The sequence below is a fragment of the Stutzerimonas azotifigens genome (assembly GCF_013522725.1).
In the GTDB taxonomy this organism is placed as follows: domain Bacteria; phylum Pseudomonadota; class Gammaproteobacteria; order Pseudomonadales; family Pseudomonadaceae; genus Stutzerimonas; species Stutzerimonas azotifigens_A.
Genome location: NZ_JAAMRF010000009.1, coordinates 179,779 through 201,706 on the forward strand (window position 1 = coordinate 179,779; position 21,928 = coordinate 201,706).

The window sequence follows — 21,928 nt, forward strand, 5'->3', positions numbered from 1 at the left end:
GCGGCCGGGCGATGTGCAACAGGATGAATCTCACACCTGATTCAGTCAGGTTCGCGGTCACCGCGGCGGCGGTGGGCGCGCAGCGAACCTGGCGGCGGCTCGTTCAGAACAGCCCAGAATATGCCGAGATCGGAGATGGCAGAGACGAAATCCCTGAATTCGACCGGTTTGACTACATAAGCGTTCACGCCAAGCGAATACGCTTTGGCCAGATCGGGCTCCTCGCGCGACGAGGTCAGCATGACGACCGGCATGCTGCGAAGATCCGGCGTCTCGCGCACGATCTTGAGCACTTCCAATCCGTCAACCTTGGGCAGTTTCAAATCCAGCAGCAGCACCGCAGGGTTTCCGCCCTTGCGATTGTCGTAGTCCCCCTTGCGCTGCAGATAGTCCAGCGCTTCGGCACCGTCGCGCAGCACGACGACCTCGTTGGCCAACTGGCTCCGTTCGAGCGCGACGAGCGTCAGCTCGAGGTCGTGCGGGTTGTCTTCCACCAAAAGAATGGGTTTGAGCATTTGTGCCATATCCTAAATGGGGGAGGTATAGGTGAGCTTGGGGAGCGCGAAGAAGAAGGTCGCCCCTTCATTCAACTGCCCGTCGGCCCAGACCCGCCCATCGTGCCGTTCGACGATGCGTCGAACGCTGGCAAGACCGATACCGGTGCCTTCGAACTCCTCCATCCGATGCAATCGTTGGAACACACCGAACAACTTGTTGGCGTATTGCATGTTAAAACCCACGCCGTTGTCGCGCACGTAAACGATGACCTCGTCGGCGCGCTCCTCGGCGCCGATTTCGATCATCGCCCGCTCGCGCGTACGGCTGTATTTGATGGCATTTGAAATCAGGTTACGCAGAGCCAGATGGATGAAGGCGGCATCGGCCACCACCACCGGCATCGGCTGCAGGTGCCACTCGATGTTACGTCCATCGTAATCGGGGGCCATTTCCTGGCGGATCGACTCCGCCAATGCGCCCAGATTGACGTCGGACAATCGCAGCGCGGCCCTGCCCATCTGCGAGAAACTGAGCAGATTGTCGACCAGGGTGCCGGCAAACCGTGCCGCATCACCTATGTTGTCGAGAAAGCGCACGCCGCGCTCGGAAAGCTTGGAGCCTTCCATCTCGCCAAGCAGCTCGGCATAACCCGCGATATGGCGCAGGGGCGCGCGCAAGTCGTGGGACACGCTGTAGGAAAATGCCTCGAGCTCTTTATTACTTTCCTTGAGTTCGCCGGCCAACTGCGCCATTTCCTCGGCCTTGCGCAGCACGATGCCGAGCACCGCGTTGCGCAACTCCAGTGCGGCATCGAGCTCCGCCTGGTCCCACGCAGATGAAAAGCCGCGTACCACTTCCTGCCAGCGTTCGAAACTGTGCCGCGGGCTCAACGCCCCGCTCTGTTGGTCGATCTGTTTTTCCGGCTGTCCGGCCCATTCGACGGTTTTGACTTGCTCGGGTCGGAACCAGATCAGATAGTGCGGATGCAGACGTGAGATGGAGATCGCCAGCACGCCAGCGGCATGCTTGGCTAGGCCGACCAGCCCCGGAGCATCGCGCTGCAGGCTGTCGCTATGGAAGACGATCTGGTCACGTTTCTGGCTCAGCCATCGAGCGAAGTCGTGAATGTCCTCCGCAGGCGGCGTCTGGCCAACCAGCTCGCAGACATCGCCGGAAAGAATCGCCGCGCCGCTCGCCCGGGCGAAGCCCAGCACCACGTCGGCCATGCTCGTGAAGCCTTCGACCACGCTGTCGCGGTCGGCCATGCCTGCGAGCAGATGGACGATCTGCCGACGCAGCTCCAGTTTGCGTTCAGCCAAATGGTGCGTTTCCTTGGCCTCGATCTGCAGAGCCAGGACACGTCCGAGCAGTTCGCAGGCCGTGCGGGTATGGAAGCCGACCTGGCGGGGCTTGGCATCGTGGCAGGAGATCAGGCCCCAGAGCTTGCCTTCAATGACGATCGAGATCGACATCGAGGCCAGTGTCCCCATGTTCCTCATGTATTGCAGATGCACCGGCGAAACGCTGCGTAGCGAGGCGAAGCTGAGATCCAGCGGTTCGGCGCTGTCGGGGTTGATGGCCGGCACGATGGGTGACGGCTCGTAGTTCGCATCCTGAATCACACGGATCAGGTTGTTGCAGTACAGCTGGCGCGCCTGGGCGGGAATGTCGGATGCAGGAAAGCACAGCCCCTGATACCTGGGATATCCGTCATCGGCCTCTTCGGCGAGTACCAACCCGTTGCCCTGGTTGTCGAAGCGGTACGCCTTGACCCGCCCGAAACCTGTGATCCGTTTGACCTCGCTCACGGCAAGGCCGCATAGCGCAACGACGCCTTGTGTTTCATGTACCTGCGCGACGAAGGTGCGCATCAGCGGATAAAGGTCGCCGTACGCTTGCCCCGCATTGCCGGCGGGCTCGAATTCGACGATCAGGCGACCCTTGTAGCGGTGCGCCATCAGTGCCAGCGCTTCGCTCTGTTCGCCGTTGAGCAGCAGCGTCACATCGCTCAGGTGAAAGGGATTGTTGTCGCCCTCCACCAGCGTTCCCAGACGCTCGCCGATATTGCGGCCAGGGATCAGATCCTCCAGGCGGCTGCCGAGCAGGGATCGCACATCCATGCCCAACCACTGCCCCACATTCTCGCTTGCCTGCACGACCCGTAATTCCGGCTCGCTCAGCACGAAGAGAAAGCCATGGGGCTGAACGCTCCCAGGAATGTGAATCGGCTCGTTGGCGCAGTTGGCAACGGCTTCTGCAAGGAAGGACTGATCTGCGGTGACGGCCAAGGGCCTCTCCTTTGAAGACGGACCAGCCTGCCCGATGGGCATCGAAGATGGTGCGGCTCTTATCTACAGGCAGGGCCAGCGAGTGCTGGGATGGAGCGCGGTGTCGATCGGGACACTTCAAAAACGACGATTACTCTACAGGGACACTCGGACTCCCGCCACCGCGAGCGGTCGGCACAGCAGGCACATCCGTTTACAGATCCTGGCGAACCGATCGCCGCTGAGCCGCTATGATGCGGATAACTCACTGCTATCTCGAGGCTCACGATGCGCGTCTTGCTAAGTTCTACCGCCCTCTCCGCCCTGACCATGGCCATGACTGCCAACGCCGAACCGGCTCGCTTCGGCGAGCGGCTGGAGGGTTTCGAGTACCCACACGCCAGCCAGATCTTCGCCTTCGATTCCCAGGGCCAGCGACTCGAAATGAGCTACATGGACATCGCGCCGGCGGGTGAAGCCAACGGCAAGACCTTCGTACTGATGCACGGCAAGAATTTCTGCGGCGCCACTTGGGAAGGCACCATCGGGGCACTGACCCATGCCGGATACCGGGTGGTCGTGCCGGACCAGGTGGGTTTCTGCAGATCGAGCAAACCGGAAAACTATCAATACAGTTTTCACCAGCTGGCTTACAACACCCAGGGGCTGATGGCGCACCTGGGTATCGACCGCTACGCAGTGATGGGGCATTCCATGGGAGGCATGCTCGCCATGCGACACGCGCTGACCTACCCGAGCCGTGTTGAACAACTGGTGTTGGTCAATCCCATCGGCCTCGAAGACTGGAAAGCCAAGGGCGTGCCGTATCGGCCGGTGGATGCGTGGTATGCACAGGAGCTGAAAACCAACGCCGAAGGGATTCGGCGTTACCAGCAAAGCACCTACTACGCGAACGAGTGGCGCCCGGAGTACGACCGCTGGGTAACCATGCAGGAAGGCCTGTTTCAAGGCGAAGGCAAGAAACGGGTCGCCTGGAACTCGGCGCTGACCTACGACATGATCTTCACCCAGCCGGTCGTCTACGAGCTCGATCACATCCAGGCTCCGACGCTGCTGATGATCGGCAACAAGGACAACACCGCGATCGGTAAAGATGCCGCGGCCGAGTCAGTCAGAGCGACGTTGGGCAACTACAGCAAGCTCGGTCCCATGGCTGCCAAACGCATTCCGAATGCCAAGCTGGTGACGTTCGACGACCTCGGGCACTCGCCCCAGATCCAGGCTCCCGAGCGCTTCCATGAGCAGCTACTGAAAGCTTTGCGCCGTATCTAGCCTTTCGTGCTGCCTAACGCCTGAACGCTCGATGCATTGCATCGGGCGTTTTATTTCAGAACGCGGCGAGGCTCCTGGTTGCTATGTGCGCAGCCCCCCGCGCCGTCCGGCGCGCTGCTCATCCCGCTGCCTCGCCCCACCACGGCGCTGCTGACAGTCGTAGTCCTCGATCATCGAAACAAGCGATTTTCGCCCTAGGGCCTATAGGTCGATCCCGACTCCGACGTCAGAAAGACCTGATACCGCCCTCGTCCTGGCCAACGTCCGACATCGGCCGCTCCAGCAGTCATGCCAGCACGCACAAGCCCACCATCCCCTGTACGACCGTCATAACCAGCCCCTTGAACGAGAAAATCAGGCGGTAGCCTGCTCCAGCCAACCGATCAAGCGAATCGCCTCGTCCGTACTCGAGCCACAGACCGCCGGGTCAGCCTGAAACGCAGCACACACCTCGGGGCGCTCCGGTCGGCCGAACAATCCGCAAAGGTTGTGGCTGGAAAGATGTGGACAACGCAACCCCGCCGGCTTCCCATTCGGCAGTCCAGGGATCGGCGAAGTGATTGAAGGCGCGATGCAACAAGCACCGCAACCAGGGCGGCAATTCATGCTGGGAAAATCCGGAAAACTCGAGGTCGCGATAATAATTGCAGCTGCGGGAAAGAACCAGATGACGCTGCTTGCAGCGCGTCCGGCAGCCTTCCAGCTCGTGCTTTAGACTGCGCAAGCGTCCTTCCGACGTAGTTATCACCAACTCGCCTGCTGGCACCTGATCCGGCCTGCGCATGACGCCAGGCTACTCCTCCAACCAGGCCTCGCGTCTTCGGCATCCAGCTATAGGCGCACATGCCATGCCCATCACGCTCAAGCAATTTGTGCCCTGCGCTTCTCTTGCGCCCGGAAGCTTTGAGCCTGCCCTGAATCTGGCGAACCGGTGTGATGGCGGGGAGTCGTACATAGATGATGTTTTATCTGGCTCGCCCCTCAGGCGCCGCCGCCGATTCGAAGATGTAGCCCGACGCGCCCTGGCCCGCGCAGACGGCCGCCACACCTGAGCTAACGGGCCACGGACCGTACCGAAGGACGCGATCATGAAGCTTTGGCTGGTAATTGACCTGGAGGCCACGACCGAGGAAGGCGGTTGGCCGCTCAACGAAATGGAAGTCATCGAGATTGGCGCCAGCCTGGTCGATGAAAACGGACGAGAGACCGATCATTTTCAGCGCTTCGTGAGACCCGTACGGCGGCCCCTTTTGACCGCGTTCTGCCAGGAACTGACGCACATCAGCCAGGCACAGGTCGACGCTGCGCAGAGCTTTCCGGTCGTCTGGTCGGCGTTCGAACGCTGGCTCAAGGCCAACTTCACCAACCTGTGCGGATGGACGAGCTGGGGAGATTACGACCGCCTGCAGCTGCAGCAGGAATGGACCCAGCATGGGCTGCACAGCGCCCTGAACGCGACGACGCATCTAAACCTGAAGCAATGCTTCGCCCGGGTAAGACAACTGCACCGCCCGGTAGGCCTGCTAACTGCTTTGCAGCTCGCAGGCTACCAGTTCAACGGCCAGCAGCATCGCGCCCTGGAAGACGCTCGTAACACTGCACGGCTGTTACCGCTTGTACTGCCAATGGCCATTCATACGCAGACCGCGACCCACCTGCCGATCGAGGCGGCTGGCGGCATCAACAACCCGCACTAGAGAGACCGGATGACGACCTGTGGGGGCTTCGGCATACTGAAGCACCTTCAGCTCTCACAGGATATCCAGATGTTCAAGGTCAACGAATACTTCAACGGCACCGTCAAATCCATCGCCTTCGAAATGGCCGCCGGCCCTGCCACCATCGGAGTCATGGCCCCAGGCGACTATGAATTCGGTACCAGTCAGCTGGAAGTGATGCATGTCGTCGCGGGTAGCCTGGACGTGAAGCTGCCTGGCAGCGACACCTGGGAAACCTTCGCGAGCGGTAGCCAGTTCACCGTCCCGGCGAACAGCAAGTTCCAACTGAAGGTCGCGGCCGACACGGCCTATCTGTGCGAATATCGTTAAACGAACGAAATGATGCGTAGGGTGGAAAACCGCGAAGCGTTTTCCACCAACGACAATACACAGTAAACCAGCATCGGCGCAGATCAACCGAACGTCTTGTACGCCCGATCGACCCGCTTCGACTGATTGAGCCGGGTCAGCTCGCCAGCGACCCGCTCACGCTCGGTCCGAGCGGCCTGCTGCAGTTCTGCATATAGCTGCGATAGTTTTCCAACCTGCTCGCGCAGCATTGGTTCGCCCCAGGACTCGAGAGCGACCACCTCTCCGACCAACATACGGCACTTTGGGTCCAAAGCGTTGACCGCCTCCCAGTCCTGCCGGGACAACGCATCGCCCAGATCTGTCCAAAGAGCCTCAAGCGACTGGAGAATGGATTGCATAAGCCCTTTCCGGGTTCGATTAAATAACGGGGCGCAGATTTCGCTCACGGCAGGGGCGCGGATGGCTCGACGAAACGCCGGCTCTACCAACCGTACTACGCGATGCCATCCCAGCCGGTTTTCACTTCCTGCAGCAAACCAGCCACCTCTGCGAGCGCGGCTGCATCGTTGTTGCGATTGGCATCGGTCAGACGCCTAATCATATATTCGTAGAGCCGATCCAGATTGGCAGACAGCTCCCCACCCACCTCGTGATCGAGCGCTTCGCGCAGACCACCGAGAATCGCGATGCTCTTGCCGATCAACTCACCCTTATCGGCGACCCGGCCGAACTCGATCGCCCCCTTGGCCTGATAGATACGATCCAGGCCTCCCTGCATCAGCATCTGGATCAGGCGGTGCGGACTGGCCTCAGTAACCTGAGCCTGCACGCCGACTCGCTGATACTGTTTCATGGCCAACATAGCGTTCATTTGGTGACTCCAAGCTGTTCAACGATACTGATACAAGTATCGGCAGAATGCTGGGTACCTTTAATCGAAACACAGGCGGCGAACTGCAACTCCAGCCGTAGGGTGAAACCTGCACGGCCAAGCACACGGTGGTTGCCGCTGGGGCAGGTTGCACCTGCCCTACAGCGAGCGGTATCGATGAGAGGTAGGAGCCAGCGCTGGCGATCGGATCGTCGACCATCGCCAGTAAGCTACCCCTATACCATCCCGGCTCGATCACCGGAAGAGCATGGGATGGCTTACGTCTTCTGGGTGACGAAGCCCGGCATGCTGTCAAACAGTTGCGTCAGGCTGTCGCTGGTACTCATCAATTGGGCAACCAGGCTGTCCATGGCGTTGTACTGCTTGTACAGGCGCTCTTCCAGCGCCTTTATACGGGTATCGAGGTCTTCCTTCTGCTTGTCGACCTTGTCGAGTGTCGCCTGCAGCGAGGTGGTTCTCGACTCCAGAATGCCTCCGCCATCGGTGTAGGGCTTCAGCTTGTCGCCCAGGCGAGTAGCCAACCCGCTATCGCCGGTGAAATAGGCGGCCACCCCTTCGAAGTCCGTACTGATGGCCTTCTTCACCTTGTCGCCGTCCATTTCCAGCGTGCCGTCCTTCTTGGTGGTGATTCCCATATCCGCCAGGGCGCGGATGGCTCCATCGCCCTGCGGGGAGACCAGTTCGGAGCGGATAGCATTGACCAGCGAGCGAGCCGAAGCATCGCCCACCAGCGCCCCCACAACCGGGGCCGAGGTTTCATTGACGGTGGTGACCTTGGTTTCGGTGTTGATGAAGGTCATCAGGGTGTTATAGGCCTCGACGAACTTCTGGACGTTAGCCTCCACTCCGGCCTCGTCCTTCGTCACGCTCAGGGTGCTGGAGCCGGTGCTTTTGATATCGAAGCTCAGGCCACCGACCACGTCATCGATGCTGTTGCTGTCGCGGGTAACCGCCAACCCGTCAATGGTCAGCTTAGCGCTCTGGGCGGTAGCCAACGTCTGGCTGCCCTTTTCATAAGCAGCAAGTGCGGAGATATACGCGGGGTCATCCTCACCTCCAAAATCATCAGCACTGGGCTTGGCCGTAGGGCCGCTGTAGGCCAGCTCGCTCAAGGAAACATGGCCTTCTTCCACGCCGGTTTCATTGACCGCGACGGTGATATCGTTACCCTCGCCGGCCTTGCTACTGCTCAGAACCAGGCGCGAGCCGTGATCGTCAGTGATGATGGTCGCACTCACCCCTTCACTCTTGCCGGCTTCGTTGATCGCATCGCGAATACCGGTCAGGGTGTTGTTCGATGAGTCGATGGTGATGTCCGGCAAGGCGGTGCCGCCGACCTTGATGTTCAATGTGCCTGAATTGAGTTTGGCACCACCATCGATCGCCGCCAAAGCGACCTTGCTGCTGCTGGCTAGTTGCTGGACGTCGACCTTGTAGTTGCCGGCCTGCGCGCTCTGGCTGGCGCTGGCGGTTATAACTTTGCTGTCGGACGAGGTGGCCGTGCGGGCCAAGAATGAGGAAGGGCTGTTCAGAGCGCTCAGCGCGGACTGGAAATTGCTGATGGCGCTCTTCAACTGGCCCAGGGAGGTCAATTGCGTGGTGGTCTTCTTTTCCAGCGTCGCGAGCTGACCTGCCTTCGGCGCCCGCTCCGCAGCGACGATGACGTCGACCATCCCCTTGATATCCATCCCGGACCCAATTCCCGTGATCCCCGCCATAACTCACCTCGTCAAGAAAATGTCCAAAGGCTGCAGAATCTCCAGCGTTTGGTGGGTGCATCCAATAATCGTGCCTTTGTAGTCAGGCCTGCGTCTTGAACAGCAGACTGCGCATATCCTCGAGCCGCTCTGACAGACGCAGCAACTCCTCGGAAGGAATCTGGCGGATCAGCTTGCCCGAGTCACCATCCATTACCTTGACCACGACCTGCCCCGTGGAATCGTCCACGCTAAAATCCAGGTTGCGCTGGATGTCCTGCACAAATGTCTTGAACGTCTCGGCGGCGGAGTGGGCACTTTCAACAGAGGCGATTTCAGGCTCGCCCTGCTTGGCAACGTTGGCCGACGGCCCCACCGCGCTTAGCGGCAGATTGCCGACGAGAGGTACATCGCGCCGTGCCGTATTGATGACCGCCACCGTAGAGGCGGGAATTATTGTTTCCATCTTTGTCACCTCGCAACGCAAAAAGGAGGAAGGGGCTCAACCCCTTCCTCCACTTTCACTAACCAGCGCCCTCGCTTACTGAAGCAAGGAGAGGACCGACTGCGGCAACTGCTTGGCCTGGGCCAGGATGGCAGTACCGGCCTGTTGCAGCACCTGGTTTTTCGACAGGTTGGCGGTTTCCGCAGCGTAGTCGGTGTCCATGATACGGCTGCGGGCGGCCGAGGCATTTTCCGAGATGTTCTGCAGGTTGTTGATGGTGTTGTCGAAGCGGTTCTGCACCGCACCGAGGTCGGCGCGCTGAGAATCGATGCCGGCCAGGGCGTTGTCGATTACGGCCAGGGCACGCTGTGCACCATCCGCCGTAGAGATATCGACATTAGCAACCGAGCTCTTTTCAGCGTTGGCAGCGCCGAACAACTCACCAGACACGGCTGTTGAGGCGTCTGGGGTTGCCACCGAGAAGGACGTTGGCGAGTTCAGCTGGATATAACCGACGATGGTTTCATCACCACCTATATCTGCTAGATCGGTAAATTCACCCTTGGCGTCCTGCACCGAAGCTTGCATGGTCACGTCACCGGTGATCGTACCGAACGACACGTTCTCACCCGTACTAGATTCAACCGTCAGCACGTTGTTCGTATCCAGATTCGCCTTCAGACCCAGCTTGGCCGAGTTGGAGTTGATCTGCTCCGCCAGGTCCTTGGTCGAGGTGACACCGACGAAATCAACAGTTTTGGCATCAGTGCCACTACCTACAGTCATGGTGAAGTTGGCAGTATCACCTTCTGCCACCTGATTGACTTCGACCTTGAACACGGTACGTGCGGTCGCGGTCAAGCCAGAGATAGCGCCGTCGAACTTGGCGGCCAGGCTCTTGGCACTATCATCGACGGCAACGCTGATGGTCTTGGTCTGACCGTTGCCCACAACGGTCAGATCGCCAGCAGTGAAGGCAGTGGCAGCATCAGCTACAACACTTCCGCTGACAGTTGGGGTACCTGCCGACTTGTCGCTTCCGACCTGGTAAGAGCCGATGTCGCTGGCCGAAGCGCTCTTGACGGTAACGTCGATGGTTTCGTAAGCGTTCGAACCCACCTGGAAGCTGGAGGTACCGAACGAGCCATCCATCAGCTTGCGGCCCCCGAAAGTGGTGGTTTCGGCGATACGAGTCAGTTCGTTCTGCAGTGCAGATACTTCCTTCTGCAGTGCAGAGCGGTCGGCGTCGCTGTTCGAACCGTTAGCGGACTGGATGGACAGGTCACGCATGCGCTGCAGGATGTTGGTGGACTGCTGGAGGGCACCTTCAGCGGTCTGGGCAAGCGAGATACCGTCGTTGGCGTTCCGTACCGCCACGTTCAGACCACTGATCTGGTTGCTCAGGCGGTTGGAGATCTGCAGGCCGGCCGCATCGTCCTTGGCGCTGTTGATGCGGCTACCAGTGGACAGGCGCTGCATGGAGGTATTCAGGGCGTTGGACGTATTGTTGATGTTGCGCTGAGTATTGAGCGACGGGATGTTGGTATTGACTGTGAGAGCCATGGCGTTTGCCTCCAAGGGCGCTGTTTACATGGTTGCCTGAGCTTGCGACTCCGGGCCGGCTTCTACCCAGGCACCCATTGAGTTCGCATTCCTACCGTTTATCGGCGCCTGTTCGGTTTGCTTTAGGGATTTTCGAAAATTTTTATTGATTTTCGAAGATCGACCGCCGCAGCGCCTGCGGACCGGCTTGACGAGCAAGTCCGCATGCCCAAGGTATCGGCGCCGATTGGAAATTCTTTAATGCCAGATGCGCCTGGCTTGGTGGCTATGCAGACGGGGTTATAACCTCCACGCCCCCAACATTCGAGGTCAAGACTGGGCGTCCCCGACCGCTCCCCCGGGCGCCTAAGCCGTAGGGCGGGAGAAACCCGCCGCCGTTTTCGAACCTGCTTAGCACCTCCAATCCTGCAGCTAGCAACCGGACACACCCATAGGGCGAATGAACCCGGTCCTTACCTGAAGACGCCCAGCACAGAGGCCCGCCACGTATCATGAAAGCTGGGCGTGAACATGAGCGGCGGCTTCGATGTGGACACAGGCTTCGATTGGCGGCGGGTTTCACCCGCCCTACGCTTGCTCTAGCGCGGTCAAGCGCTCGAGGAACGCGGCTTCATCCAGAACCTTGAGCCCCAGCTCGCTGGCTTTGGCGAGCTTCGACCCCGCGCCCGGTCCTGCGACTACGCAGCTGGTCTTGGCCGACACCGACCCGGCCACCTTCGCACCGAGTGCTTCGAGGCGCGCTTTCGCGGCGTCCCGGCTCATGGCTTCCAGCGTGCCGGTCAGCACCCAGGTCTGCCCCGCCAGCGGCAGCCCCTCGCTGCGCTTGCGCTCGCTTTCCCAGTGCATGCCGAACTCACGCAGCTGCGCCTCGATGGCACGTGCCCGGGCGACGTTGTCGGGATTGTCGAAATGATCGCGCAACGCACGCGCCGCCCGCTCGTTGAGGCGTTCGACCTGGCGAAGGTCGAGCCAGTCGGCCGTGATGATCGCCTCCAGCGAACCGAAGCGCTCGGCCAGGCGCTGGGCGCCGGTCGCGGCGATGTAGGGGATATCCAGGCGATCGAGCAGACCGGCGAGGCTGGCGCAGGCAGCGAACTCCGGATGTACGCCGCCCTCCTCCTGCAAGATCACGCCGCGCTCGAGCAACTGGGCGATGACCGTCAGATTGTGCTGGTCCTCGAAGAAGCTGTGGATTTCATGGGCGACCTCGAGCCCCACGTCCGGCAGGTAAACCAGCACGTCGGGAAGCGCGCGCTGGATGCGCTCCAGCGAACCGAGTGCGCGCGCCAGCAGCTTGGCGGTCTCCTCGCCGACATCGGGAATGCCCAGCGCGAAGATGAAACGTGCCAGTGTCGGGTTGCGGCTCGCCTCGATGGACTTGAGCAGGTTGCGGCTGGAGATCTCGGCGAACCCTTCGAGCGCGAAGACCTGCTCGTAGGTGAGCTGGTACAGGTCCGCCGGCGAGCTAACCAGCCCCTTGTCCACCAACTGCTCAACGATCTTGTCGCCCAGCCCGTCGATATCCATGGCGCGACGCGACACGAAGTGGATGATCGCCTGCTTGAGTTGGGCCTGGCAGGCCAGACGCCCGACGCAACGGTAGATCGAGCCCTCGCTGATGGTCTCGCGCCCCTTGCCCCGCTTGATGAGCTGCGTGCGCTCGACGGCCGACCCGCAGACCGGGCACTGCTGCGGCACCGCGACCGCCCGGGCGTCCGCCGGACGGCGTTCGGCGATGACGCCGAGAATCTGCGGGATCACATCACCGGCGCGCCGCACGATGACGCTGTCGCCGATCATCACGCCAAGCCGGGCGACCTCGTCCATGTTGTGCAAAGTAGCGTTGGAAACCGTCACGCCGGCGACCTGCACGGGTTTCAGGCGCGCGACCGGGGTGATCGCCCCGGTGCGGCCGACCTGGAACTCGACGCCCAGCAACTCGGTGATCTCCTCGCGTGCCGGGAACTTGTGGGCTATTGCCCAGCGCGGTTCGCGGGCGCGAAAGCCGAGTTCGCGCTGCTGGCCAAGATCGTTGACCTTGAACACTACGCCGTCGATTTCATAAGGCAGCGCGTCGCGGCGCTCGCCAATATCGTTGAAGTAAGCGCGACAGGCCTCGACGCCCTTTGCACGCTTGAGCTCGCGGCTGATCGGTAACCCCCACTCCTTGAGCGCATGCAGCATGTCGTAATGGGTAGAGGGCAGCGCTCCGTCACTGCGGCCGACGCCATAGGCACAGAGCTCAAGCGGCCTGCTGGCGGTGATCCGCGAATCGAGTTGGCGCAGGCTGCCGGCCGCAGCGTTGCGCGGGTTGGCGAAGGTCTTCCCGCCGGCTTCTAGCTGCCTTGCGTTGAGCGCCTCGAAGCCGGCCTTGGGCATGTAGATTTCGCCGCGCACCTCGAGTACCCGTGGCCAGCCCGCCCCTTGCAGTTTGAGCGGGATATTGCGCACGGTTCTCACGTTGGCGCTGATATCCTCGCCGGTGGTGCCATCGCCCCGTGTGGCACCCCGCACCAGATAGCCATCCTCGTACAGCAGGCTGACCGCCAGGCCATCCAGTTTTGGCTCGCAGCTGTATTCGACCTGCGCCCCTTCATCGAGCAGGTCGCCGGCTGGCAGGTCGAGCCCCTCGCGTACGCGCCGATCGAAGTCGACGAGGTCGCGCTCTTCGAACGCATTGCCCAAGCTGAGCATCGGCACTTCATGGCGGACCTGGCCGAAGGCGGCCAGCGCTTCGCCGCCGACGCGCTGGGTCGGCGACTCCGGTGTCACCAGTTCGGGGTGCTCGGCCTCCAGGGCCTTGAGCTCCTTGAACAGCCGATCGTATTCGGCATCGGGCACACTCGGCTCGTCGAGCACGTAGTAACGGTAGTTGTGGGCGTCTATTTCGCTGCGCAGTGCAGCGATGCGCTCGGCGGCGGATTGGGCGGAAAGCATATAACGGAGCCGTGGCTGGGGCTGTGCTGATTCAGACCGTATCAGCGCGCCTTGGTTGATATGGAGGCACGCGATTCTAGCCGATCCCGGCGCCAAGGGCAGGCGTTGCGCCCTGCAATGTCGGCGAGCTCGATCGGTGATTGCGTCCGCTGCAGGGAGCATCATGGGGGGCAAGCACAATCGGCAACGACGTCGATGTTCATGGCGGGTTGCACCCGCCCTACGCTTGACCGAAACGCCAGATCGAGGCAGCGCGCTCCGGCCCCACCCGGGTTCAAACAAAAACCGCTCCAGGAGGAGCGGTTTGATTCACCGTTTGATGGTCATCTGCCGGCGCTCGTATTCGACGATACGCTGGCGGTAATGCTCGATGGTTTGGGCCGTCAGCACGCTGCGCTGGTCATCCTTGAGCTCGCCGTTGAGCTCCTGGGACAGCTTGCGCGCCGCCGCGACCATTACATCGAAAGCCTGCTTGGGATGACGCGGGCCCGGCAGACCAAGGAAGAAGCTCACGGCCGGCGTGGTGAAATGGTCGATGTCGTCCAGATCGAAGGTGCCGGGCTTGACCGCATTGGCCATCGAGAACAGCACCTCGCCATTGCCGGCCATGCTTTCGTGGCGATGGAAGATATCCATCTCGCCGAAACGCAGGCCGCTCTCAAGGATGTTCTGCAGCAGTGCAGGTCCTCGGAAACCCGAGGCATCACGTGAGATGACGTTGATGACCAGCACTTCCTCGACAGGCAGCTGGTCCATTTCTTCTTCGTCGGCGTCGCTCATGTCATCGGCGACCGGGTCGAGCAGCGTCGGCACGGGCTCATCGGCCGTCAGATTGAGGTCGCCCTGACGCGGCTCGCTGACGCGGCGCTTGCCGGGGTCCCGGGCGGTCATCGAAGGCAGATCGTCATCTTCCTCGACTTGGGAGTCGGTGGCGCGGCTCACCACCCGCGGTGGGCCGAGTAGCTCGGCAGGTGCTTCGTCTTCTTCGGGCAGGTTGGAGACGCTACGGTCCAGCTTGAACTTCAACTTGCCCTTACCGCCGCGCATCCGCCTCCAGCCATCGAACAGGATGCCGGCGATGACGATGATGCCGATGACGATCAGCCACTCGCGCAGACCGATATTCATTAATGCGTAGACCTCTGAATTCGATGATAAAAACGGGAAGCTTCACTAATCAGGCTGCTTCTCACGTCATAAAAATGGTGCCCTAAACTAGCACGACGAACGGTGGCTGTGCACCGCCGGGCTGCGTCGTTTTATAGGTCTCCGTATGTCAAGCCGGACGGCCAATGCGCCAGGTACGGCGGCTTGGTCACGCCAACAGGGTTATCAGGCCTCCACCATCGCCACGGCCTGCTCGACGTCGACGGCGACGAGGCGCGAGCAACCGGGCTCGTGCATGGTGACGCCCATCAGCTGGTCGGCCATTTCCATGGCGATCTTGTTATGAGTGATATAGATGAACTGCACCTTCTCCGACATTTCCTTGACCAATCGGGCATAGCGGCCAACGTTCGCGTCGTCCAGCGGCGCGTCGACTTCGTCGAGCATGCAGAACGGTGCGGGGTTGAGTTGAAAGATGGCGAACACCAGAGCGAGTGCGGTCAGCGCTTTTTCACCGCCCGAAAGCAGATGAATCGTGCTGTTCTTCTTGCCTGGCGGGCGCGCCATGATCGCCACCCCGGTATCGAGTAGATCTTCCCCGGTAAGTTCCAGATAGGCGTTGCCGCCGCCGAATACTTTCGGGAACAGGGCCTGCAGGCCGCCATTGATCTGGTCGAAGGTTTCCTTGAAGCGATTACGGGTTTCCCGATCGATCTTGCGGATCACGTTTTCGAGTGTTTCGAGTGCTTCGACCAGGTCGTCGTTCTGCGCATCGAGGTAACGCTTGCGTTCGGACTGCTGCTGGTATTCGTCGATGGCCGCCAGGTTGATCGGACCCAGCCGTTGGATCCGTGCCGCCAGGCGTTCGAGTTCCGCCTCCCACTCCGGCTCGCCGGCTTCGGCGGGCAGGGTCGCCAGTACCCCGTGCAGGTCGTAGCCGTCCTCGTGCAATTGATCCTGCAAAGCCTTGCGTCGTACGGTCAGGGCCTGCCATTCCAGGCGCTGTTGTTCGAGCTGGCCGCGCAATAGTTGTGATTGCTGTTCGGCCTGGGTGCGGCGCTTTTCAGCGTCGCGCAGCTCGCGGTCGGCGTCCTCGAGCGCCAGGCGTGCATGCTTGAGTTCTTCCTCCACACCCATGCGCCGCTCCAGGAGTTCCTCCAGTTTCATGCGCAACTCTTCGAGCGGCGCCTCGCCCTCTTCCAGGTTGAGGCTGAGCTGCTCGCGACGCTCCACGGCACGCTCGAACTGCTGTTCGAGACGCTCGAGCGCCTGGCGAGTCGAATCATACTGGGCCTTGAGCGAGCCCACCCGCACCGCCAGCTGGTGAGCATGGTCCTTGTGCTGGCGCGCCTCCTGGCGAATCCGATCCAGGCGCTCGCGTATCAGGTCGCGGCTGGCGAGCAGCTCCTCGCGCTGCTCGGTGTCGAGCGCCATAGCATCCAGAGCGTCCTGAAGCTGCAGCCTCGCCTCACCAAGCGCCTCGGTCTCCAGCGCACGCTGCTCGGCCAGCTCTGCGACTTCTTCGTCCAAACGATGCCGACGCAGCGCGAGCTGCTCGACCTTGGCTTGTTGCGCCGAACGTTGCGCGTTCAGCTCAGCCTGTTGCCGCGCCAGCTCCTGTACGCGCCGGCGGAGGTCTTCGCGCTGCTGCTCATGCCCGCGTTGGCTATCACGCAGCGCTCCCAGCTGTTCTTCGAGCGCAGCCAGCGCCGCCTCGCCTTCCTCACGTTCGGCCTGGAGACGCTCTAGCTCCTGACCGCGGGCCAGCACGCCGGATTCAGCCTCCGCGGCGCGGCGCACGCGAAGGAAGTGGCGGCCGACCCAATAACCGTCGCGGCTGATCAGACTCTGTCCGTCAGTCAATGCGGAGCGACCCGCAAGCGCTTCATCGAGCGTTTCGACCGGTTTGACCTGACCCAGCCAGGGCGCGAGGTCGACCGCCGCGTCAATCTTGTCCAGCAGGCTGCCCGGCACCCGTGTCGCCTGGGCGCCGGCTTGTGCCAGGCGCAGCTCACCTTGATCGAAACCGGCCAGGTCCAGACTGCCGAAGTCATCGAGCAGCACCGCCTGCAGGTCCGCCCCGAGCACCGTTTCCACGGCCAATTCCCAGCCGGGCTCGACACGCAGACCCTCGGCCAATCGCGGCTGGCTTTCCAGGGCCTGCTCGCGCAACCACTGCACGGCGCCCTTACCGGGGTTGAGCGCAGCCTGCTGCAACGCCTCCAGCGACGCAATGCGGCCGCTCAGGCGCTGCAGATCGCCCTGGGCCTGCTGCTGTGCGCGGGTAGCCTGCTGCAACTCGCCACGCAATTGCTCGAGGGTTTCGATTTCGGCCTGCTCGGCCAGGTGCAGATCTTCGAGCTGCTGTTCGCCAACGGCCAGTTGCTCGCCAAGTTCGGCGATCGCGGCGTCTTCCGGGTCTGCCGCGAGCAGCATGCGCTCCTCCTCCAGCCGCCTGCCCCGCTCGGCCAGACGCTCCAGGCTCTGCTCGAGCTGGGCGATGCGCGACTGCTGAACCTCGGCCGCCCGCCGCGGCTCGCCGCTTTGCAGGTTGAACGCGTCCCAGCGTTCCTGCCAGGACTGCATCGCAGCTTCGGCTTCCTCTAGCCCGACGGTCGATTCCTCTGACGCCGCCGCTGCCAGTTCCTGCTCAGGTTCGAGCATGGCCAGCTCTTCGCCCAGGGTCGCCAGCAGGGTGCGGTCGTGCCCGAGGTGCGACTCGGTTTCCAGACGCGCCTGCTCGGCCTCGCGCAGATCGTCCTGCAACTGACGCAGGCGCTGCTGCCCGTGCTGGATGCTCTGCTCGACCCGGGCGATGTCGCCACCAACCGAATAGAAACGACCCTGGACCTGGTTGAAACGCTCGGACAGTTCATGGTGGCCGTCGCGCAGCCGTTCGATGCTCGCATCGGCGCTGCGCTGCTCGGCTACCAGCGCCTCGAAGCTCACTTCCTGGTTGCCGATAACCGACTCGCGCTGGCCGACCTGTTCGTTCAGCGCCTGCCAGCGCAACGCCGACAGCTGCGCCTTGAGCTGACGCTCCTCGGCCTTGTATTCCTGGTATTTCTCCGCCGCCTGGGCCTGGCGGTGCAGTCGCTCGAGCTGGCGCTCCAGCTCTTCGCGCAGGTCGGTCAGGCGCGCCAGGTTCTCGTGGGTGCGGCGGATACGGCTTTCAGTCTCCCGGCGGCGCTCCTTGTACTTGGAAATGCCCGCGGCCTCCTCGATGAAGTTGCGCAGATCCTCCGGCTTGGCCTCGATCAGCTTGGAGATCATGCCTTGTTCGATGATCGAGTAGCTGCGCGGGCCAAGACCGGTGCCAAGGAAGATGTCGGTGATGTCGCGCCGCCGGCATTTCACGCCGTTGAGAAAGTAGGTGTTCTGCGCGTCCCGGGTCACGCGCCGACGAATCGAAATCTCCGCGAAGGCGGCGTACTCGCCAGTGAGGGTGCCGTCGGAGTTGTCGAAGATCAGCTCGATGCTGGCCTGGGTCACCGGCTTGCGGGTGTTGGAGCCGTTGAAGATGACGTCGGTCATCGACTCGCCGCGCAGGTTCTTCGCCGAGCTTTCCCCCATCACCCAGCGCACCGCGTCGATGATGTTGGACTTGCCACAACCATTGGGCCCCACGACCGCGGCCATGTTGCTCGGGAAGCTGACCGTGGTGGGATCGACGAAGGATTTGAATCCCGCGAGCTTGATGCTTTTCAGTCGCATGGTGGCCGTTCCGTGGCAGTCAGCGTTCGGTCTTGAGGACGAGGGTTGCCGTGAGCGTCATGGGTATCCGGGGGCATCGTGGAGTTCGGCGGCGCGCGGGCGCGGAGTCTAGCACGCGCCCCGCCCTGTTTAGCGGAACCGCTGCGCACTGGCCCGAAGCGAAGGCGATCGATAGCAGCTCCAACGCCGAGCGCCGCTGATCGACTGGTCATAGACGCGAACGGACTCCCGTAGTGACGTGGGAACGGTCTTGACCGCGAAGCTTCACCCACCGTTTGGTCAGCGCTATTGGAGGGCTAAAGCCCGCCCCGCAACAAGACTGACGCTAGCCCCCAGTCATGCTCATGAAGCGGATAACCTGGACCTGCTCGTCGGTGCGGAAGTGGTGACGCTCGGGCTTGAGCTGCAAGGCCGACACCAGCGCCTCGCGCAGACGATCCGCGTCACCGGGATAACGGCGCATCAGACCCTTGAGGTCCAGCGCGCCCTCGTCGCCCAGGCACAGCACGAGCTTGCCCTCGGCGGTGACCCGAACCCGGTTGCAGCTGCCGCAGAAGTTGTTGCTGTGCGGCGAAATGAAACCGACGTGGGTGTTGGTACCGGCTACCTGCCAATAGCGCGACGGCCCGCCGGTGGCGTGGCTGCTGCGCACCAGCGTATGACGTGCCTCGATACGCTCGCGCACTTCGTCGCTCGAGCAGAAGGTCACCTCGCGCTGGTGGCTGGAGACCGCACCAAGGGGCATTTCCTCGATGAAGCTGATGTCGAGCCCGTGGTCGACGGCGAAGTCAACCAGATCGAGGACCTCATCGTCGTTGCGACCCTTCTGTACCACGCTGTTGAGCTTGATTCGTTCGAAGCCGGCGGCCTGTGCCGCGGCGATGCCCGCGAGCACCTGATCGAGTTTGTCACGCCTGGTCAGCTCGGCAAAGCGTTCGCGCTTGAGCGAATCGAGGCTGACGTTCAGCCGGGTGACACCCGCCTCGCGCAGTTGCGGCGCCAGCACGCCGAGCTGCGAACCATTGGTGGTAATCGCGAGATCTTCGAGTTCGGGTCGTGCGCCGAGCCTAGCCAGCAGTCCGGTCAACCCTTTGCGCACCAGCGGTTCGCCACCGGTGACGCGAATGCGTTTGACGCCCAGGCCAATGAACGCATCGGCCACCGCATAGAGTTCCTCAAGGGTCAGAATCTGCGCGCGCGGCGCAAACACCATGTCCTCGCTCATGCAGTAGGTGCAGCGGAAATCGCAGCGATCGGTCACCGACAACCGCAGATAGGTAATGCGCCGGCCGAAGGGATCGACCAGCTGCGAATCGGACATCAGGCTCTCCAGTCGCAGAGACATTCTTGGCGAGGTACAGCAGTAGACAAGCAATTGCGCAAGACTACGCCGCCGGTTCGCGCGAGGCAAAGCCGACGGATGAATGAAGGCCGCGAAACGGCTCTCCGGGGAACCTGGCGCTGCGATGCGAACCAAAGCCCGTGATAGTCTCCTGCAGTTTAACCAGGCGGATCAACGGACCTGAACATGCAATCCCAGAGCTGGCGCGAACGCCTCTACACCATCATTTTCTTTACCAATACGCCAGCCGGCAAACGCTTCGATACCTGGCTGCTCATCGTCATCATGGCCAGCCTGGTGGTGGTGATGTTCGACAGCATCACCGGTTACCGCGAGCGTCATGGCATGCTGCTCACCGGGCTTGAATGGGGCTTCACTGCCATCTTCGCCATCGAATATGCGCTGAGGATCTACTGCCACCCACAGCCGAGCCGCTACATCTTCAGTTTCTACGGGCTGATCGACCTGCTGTCGATCCTGCCCGCCTTCCTCGCACTGTTGCTGCCCGACGCCCAGTATCTGCTGGTGGTGCGCAGCATCCGCATGCTGCGCATCTTCCGCGTGCTGAAATTGACTCCCTACCTGAGCCAGGCCAACTACCTGCTGGTCGCACTGCGCGGCAGCAAGCAGAAAATCATCGTATTCCTGCTCAGCCTGACGACGCTGGTGCTGATCTACGGCACGCTGATGTACGTCATCGAAGGGCCGGCGAACGGCTTCACCAGCATTCCGATGAGCATCTACTGGGCCGTCGTCACCCTGACGACGGTAGGCTTTGGCGACATCGTTCCGCACACGGCCCTGGGCAAGAGCGTTGCGACCGCAGTGATGATCACCGGTTATTCGATCATCGCGGTGCCGACCGGCATTTTCACCGCCGAGCTGGCCAATGCCATGCGTGCCGACAGTCTCCAGCACAAGTGCCCGGGTTGCGCCAAGCTCAGCCATGAACCGAACGCGGCGTTCTGCAGCCGCTGCGGCAGCCAGCTGTTCGAACGACGCAACGAGCAAGAGCAGGCCCAGCGCGAAGCCAGTGACTGACCTGACATCCCGCTAACCGGCCGTCGAAACGACATCACGATCCCTCGGCCAGCCGCGCCGAACCGTCAAGGCAGGCGACTGTCACATCCAGTGATCGAGGCTGCACCCACTCAAGCGGGCGTAGACCGCGGGCCGGATGGAGACCGAGATGCCCTTGCTCAAACTGCTGCACTTCGCAGCCCTGCTCTGCTGGTGCGGCGCTCTGCTCTATCTGCCCGCGCTGATCGCCGGCGGGGCCAAGCGCAGCGACGACATCTTCGAACGCAACCATGCTCAGCTCACGCGCATGGTGTTCACCCTCATCGCAACACCGGCCGCGCTTATTGCCATCGGATCGGGCACCGCACTGTTTCTGCGCGACGGCATCATCGAAGGCTGGTTGGTGATGAAGCTCACCGCGGTGGCGGGCATGGCGATGTGTCACGCCTTCTGCGGTGCGTTGCTGGTGCGCATGGAGAGCCAACCCGAGCGCGGCGGCCTGACCGTTTCATGCCTCGCGGTCGGCGCGCTGATCCCCCTGCTGATCTCGGCCACGCTGTGGCTGGTGCTGGCCAAACCCTTCTGAGCAAAAGGATTCGACCGAGCCCCATGACCCTTCACTCTTGCGCCAAGCCCTCAGGGCTGAACATCGACGGCCACCGCATGATCGTAGACCAGGCGCCCGCCGAGATACGCCGCCAGGGAGATCAGCACGGCGGTGACGGCCGACATGTAAAGCCCCCACAAGGCGTTTTCGTCGTTCGGGCTGGTGTAGAAGCGCAACAGCCAGTTGAGCGATGCCATCGACAGCATCATCACCGCGAGGATGGCATGGCACCAGGCGGTGACCTTCTGGCGGATCTGCCGCACGGTGAGCAGATCGATCAGACCGGCCACGCTGGCAATCCAGCCGCCGATGGCGCCTACGCCGGCAAGCCAGAGCCCCATTCGCCACCAGAATTCGTCGAGCGTCCACAGGTGCGCCAGGTCAGCCGGCAACAACCCGATCAGCGCAGCGACCGGGAAGTGAATCATCATCGGGTGCAGCGGGTGTCCGCCGATCGCCGCGTTGCTTTCGATATTTTCGCGCTCAATGCCCATTGGGCCCTCCCAGGCAACCGAT

General features: G+C 61.9%; 18 protein-coding genes. 5 read left to right on the top strand and 13 right to left on the bottom strand.

Annotation, left to right across the window (positions count from 1 at the left end; all coding sequences use genetic code 11):
• Window positions 1-41: 41 nt before the first annotated feature.
• Entirely contained in the window at window positions 42-515 is a 474-nt protein-coding gene (locus G7026_RS17690; protein WP_181072229.1) for a response regulator, read from the bottom strand.
• Window positions 516-527: 12 nt separating this feature from the next.
• Window positions 528-2,786 (bottom strand): ATP-binding protein, encoded by a 2,259-nt coding sequence (locus tag G7026_RS17695; RefSeq protein ID WP_258190323.1) that lies wholly within the window; start codon window positions 2,784-2,786, stop codon window positions 528-530.
• A gap of 267 nt (window positions 2,787-3,053) precedes the next feature.
• Here G7026_RS17695 and G7026_RS17700 point away from each other — a divergent pair, with 267 nt between their 5' ends.
• A complete protein-coding gene (locus G7026_RS17700) occupies window positions 3,054-4,058 on the top strand; it encodes an alpha/beta fold hydrolase (RefSeq protein ID WP_181072231.1) in 1,005 nt (334 codons plus the stop codon).
• A 354-nt stretch (window positions 4,059-4,412) separates the two neighbouring features.
• Here the strand turns inward: G7026_RS17700 and G7026_RS17705 are convergent, their stop codons facing one another.
• Window positions 4,413-4,664 carry a YkgJ family cysteine cluster protein gene (locus tag G7026_RS17705; protein WP_181072232.1) on the bottom strand — a complete coding sequence of 84 codons (252 nt, stop codon included), beginning with the start codon at window positions 4,662-4,664 and terminating at the stop codon, window positions 4,413-4,415.
• Between the two features lie 482 nt (window positions 4,665-5,146).
• Here G7026_RS17705 and G7026_RS17710 point away from each other — a divergent pair, with 482 nt between their 5' ends.
• Together G7026_RS17710 and ppnP are read left to right on the top strand one after the other, a co-directional pair.
• Window positions 5,147-5,755 carry an exonuclease domain-containing protein gene (locus G7026_RS17710; RefSeq protein ID WP_181072233.1) on the top strand — a complete coding sequence of 203 codons (609 nt, stop codon included), beginning with the start codon at window positions 5,147-5,149 and terminating at the stop codon, window positions 5,753-5,755.
• Window positions 5,756-5,824: 69 nt separating this feature from the next.
• Window positions 5,825-6,106 carry a pyrimidine/purine nucleoside phosphorylase gene (ppnP, locus tag G7026_RS17715; RefSeq protein WP_181072234.1) on the top strand — a complete coding sequence of 94 codons (282 nt, stop codon included), beginning with the start codon at window positions 5,825-5,827 and terminating at the stop codon, window positions 6,104-6,106.
• Window positions 6,107-6,189: 83 nt separating this feature from the next.
• Here the strand turns inward: ppnP and G7026_RS17720 are convergent, their stop codons facing one another.
• The 9 genes from G7026_RS17720 to moaA form a co-directional block, all read right to left on the bottom strand.
• On the bottom strand, window positions 6,190-6,486 hold the full coding sequence (locus tag G7026_RS17720) for a flagellar protein FliT (RefSeq protein WP_181072235.1): 297 nt from the start codon (window positions 6,484-6,486) through the stop codon (window positions 6,190-6,192).
• A 95-nt stretch (window positions 6,487-6,581) separates the two neighbouring features.
• A complete protein-coding gene (gene fliS / locus G7026_RS17725; protein ID WP_181072236.1) occupies window positions 6,582-6,959 on the bottom strand; it encodes a flagellar export chaperone FliS in 378 nt (125 codons plus the stop codon).
• A 278-nt stretch (window positions 6,960-7,237) separates the two neighbouring features.
• Complete coding sequence (gene fliD / locus G7026_RS17730) at window positions 7,238-8,698, bottom strand: flagellar filament capping protein FliD (protein WP_181072237.1); 1,461 nt, start codon at window positions 8,696-8,698, stop codon at window positions 7,238-7,240.
• Between the two features lie 82 nt (window positions 8,699-8,780).
• Window positions 8,781-9,143 carry a flagellar protein FlaG gene (locus G7026_RS17735; RefSeq protein WP_181072238.1) on the bottom strand — a complete coding sequence of 121 codons (363 nt, stop codon included), beginning with the start codon at window positions 9,141-9,143 and terminating at the stop codon, window positions 8,781-8,783.
• Window positions 9,144-9,218: 75 nt separating this feature from the next.
• A complete protein-coding gene (locus G7026_RS17740) occupies window positions 9,219-10,685 on the bottom strand; it encodes a flagellin (RefSeq protein ID WP_181072239.1) in 1,467 nt (488 codons plus the stop codon).
• Window positions 10,686-11,252: 567 nt separating this feature from the next.
• A complete protein-coding gene (ligA, locus tag G7026_RS17745; protein WP_181072240.1) occupies window positions 11,253-13,622 on the bottom strand; it encodes an NAD-dependent DNA ligase LigA in 2,370 nt (789 codons plus the stop codon).
• Window positions 13,623-13,931: 309 nt separating this feature from the next.
• A complete protein-coding gene (zipA, locus tag G7026_RS17750; protein WP_181072241.1) occupies window positions 13,932-14,750 on the bottom strand; it encodes a cell division protein ZipA in 819 nt (272 codons plus the stop codon).
• A 204-nt stretch (window positions 14,751-14,954) separates the two neighbouring features.
• The gene (smc, locus tag G7026_RS17755) at window positions 14,955-18,443 is read right to left on the bottom strand and encodes a chromosome segregation protein SMC (protein ID WP_181072242.1); all 3,489 of its coding nucleotides are present in this window, start codon (window positions 18,441-18,443) and stop codon (window positions 14,955-14,957) included.
• A gap of 325 nt (window positions 18,444-18,768) precedes the next feature.
• Window positions 18,769-19,764, bottom strand: coding sequence for a GTP 3',8-cyclase MoaA (gene moaA, locus G7026_RS17760; protein WP_181072243.1), 996 nt, complete (start codon window positions 19,762-19,764; stop codon window positions 18,769-18,771).
• 207 nt (window positions 19,765-19,971) lie between these two features.
• Between moaA and G7026_RS17765 the strand changes: the two genes are divergently transcribed.
• Complete coding sequence (locus G7026_RS17765) at window positions 19,972-20,826, top strand: ion transporter (RefSeq protein WP_181072244.1); 855 nt, start codon at window positions 19,972-19,974, stop codon at window positions 20,824-20,826.
• A 148-nt stretch (window positions 20,827-20,974) separates the two neighbouring features.
• Window positions 20,975-21,391: a CopD family protein gene (locus G7026_RS17770; RefSeq protein WP_181072245.1), complete on the top strand. Its 417-nt coding sequence runs from the start codon at window positions 20,975-20,977 to the stop codon at window positions 21,389-21,391.
• 50 nt (window positions 21,392-21,441) lie between these two features.
• Here G7026_RS17770 and G7026_RS17775 read toward each other — a convergent pair whose 3' ends face one another.
• Window positions 21,442-21,906, bottom strand: a complete 465-nt coding sequence (locus G7026_RS17775; protein WP_181072246.1) for a DUF2231 domain-containing protein — start codon at window positions 21,904-21,906, stop codon at window positions 21,442-21,444.
• Window positions 21,907-21,928: the final 22 nt, after the last annotated feature.

Bases quoted from the DNA above. Each gene is read 5' to 3' on its own strand.
- G7026_RS17690 (WP_181072229.1), bottom strand. From the start codon at position 515: ATGCTCAAACCCATTCTTTTGGTGGAAGACAACCCGCACGACCTCGAG.
- G7026_RS17700 (WP_181072231.1), top strand. From the start codon at position 3,054: ATGCGCGTCTTGCTAAGTTCTACCGCCCTCTCCGCCCTGACCATGGCC.
- G7026_RS17705 (WP_181072232.1), bottom strand. From the start codon at position 4,664: ATGAATTGCCGCCCTGGTTGCGGTGCTTGTTGCATCGCGCCTTCAATC.
- G7026_RS17710 (WP_181072233.1), top strand. From the start codon at position 5,147: ATGAAGCTTTGGCTGGTAATTGACCTGGAGGCCACGACCGAGGAAGGC.
- ppnP (WP_181072234.1), top strand. From the start codon at position 5,825: ATGTTCAAGGTCAACGAATACTTCAACGGCACCGTCAAATCCATCGCC.
- G7026_RS17720 (WP_181072235.1), bottom strand. From the start codon at position 6,486: ATGCAATCCATTCTCCAGTCGCTTGAGGCTCTTTGGACAGATCTGGGC.
- fliS (WP_181072236.1), bottom strand. From the start codon at position 6,959: ATGAACGCTATGTTGGCCATGAAACAGTATCAGCGAGTCGGCGTGCAG.
- fliD (WP_181072237.1), bottom strand. From the start codon at position 8,698: ATGGCGGGGATCACGGGAATTGGGTCCGGGATGGATATCAAGGGGATG.
- G7026_RS17735 (WP_181072238.1), bottom strand. From the start codon at position 9,143: ATGGAAACAATAATTCCCGCCTCTACGGTGGCGGTCATCAATACGGCA.
- G7026_RS17740 (WP_181072239.1), bottom strand. From the start codon at position 10,685: ATGGCTCTCACAGTCAATACCAACATCCCGTCGCTCAATACTCAGCGC.
- ligA (WP_181072240.1), bottom strand. From the start codon at position 13,622: ATGCTTTCCGCCCAATCCGCCGCCGAGCGCATCGCTGCACTGCGCAGC.
- zipA (WP_181072241.1), bottom strand. From the start codon at position 14,750: ATGAATATCGGTCTGCGCGAGTGGCTGATCGTCATCGGCATCATCGTC.
- smc (WP_181072242.1), bottom strand. From the start codon at position 18,443: ATGCGACTGAAAAGCATCAAGCTCGCGGGATTCAAATCCTTCGTCGAT.
- moaA (WP_181072243.1), bottom strand. From the start codon at position 19,764: ATGTCCGATTCGCAGCTGGTCGATCCCTTCGGCCGGCGCATTACCTAT.
- G7026_RS17765 (WP_181072244.1), top strand. From the start codon at position 19,972: ATGCAATCCCAGAGCTGGCGCGAACGCCTCTACACCATCATTTTCTTT.
- G7026_RS17770 (WP_181072245.1), top strand. From the start codon at position 20,975: ATGCCCTTGCTCAAACTGCTGCACTTCGCAGCCCTGCTCTGCTGGTGC.
- G7026_RS17775 (WP_181072246.1), bottom strand. From the start codon at position 21,906: ATGGGCATTGAGCGCGAAAATATCGAAAGCAACGCGGCGATCGGCGGA.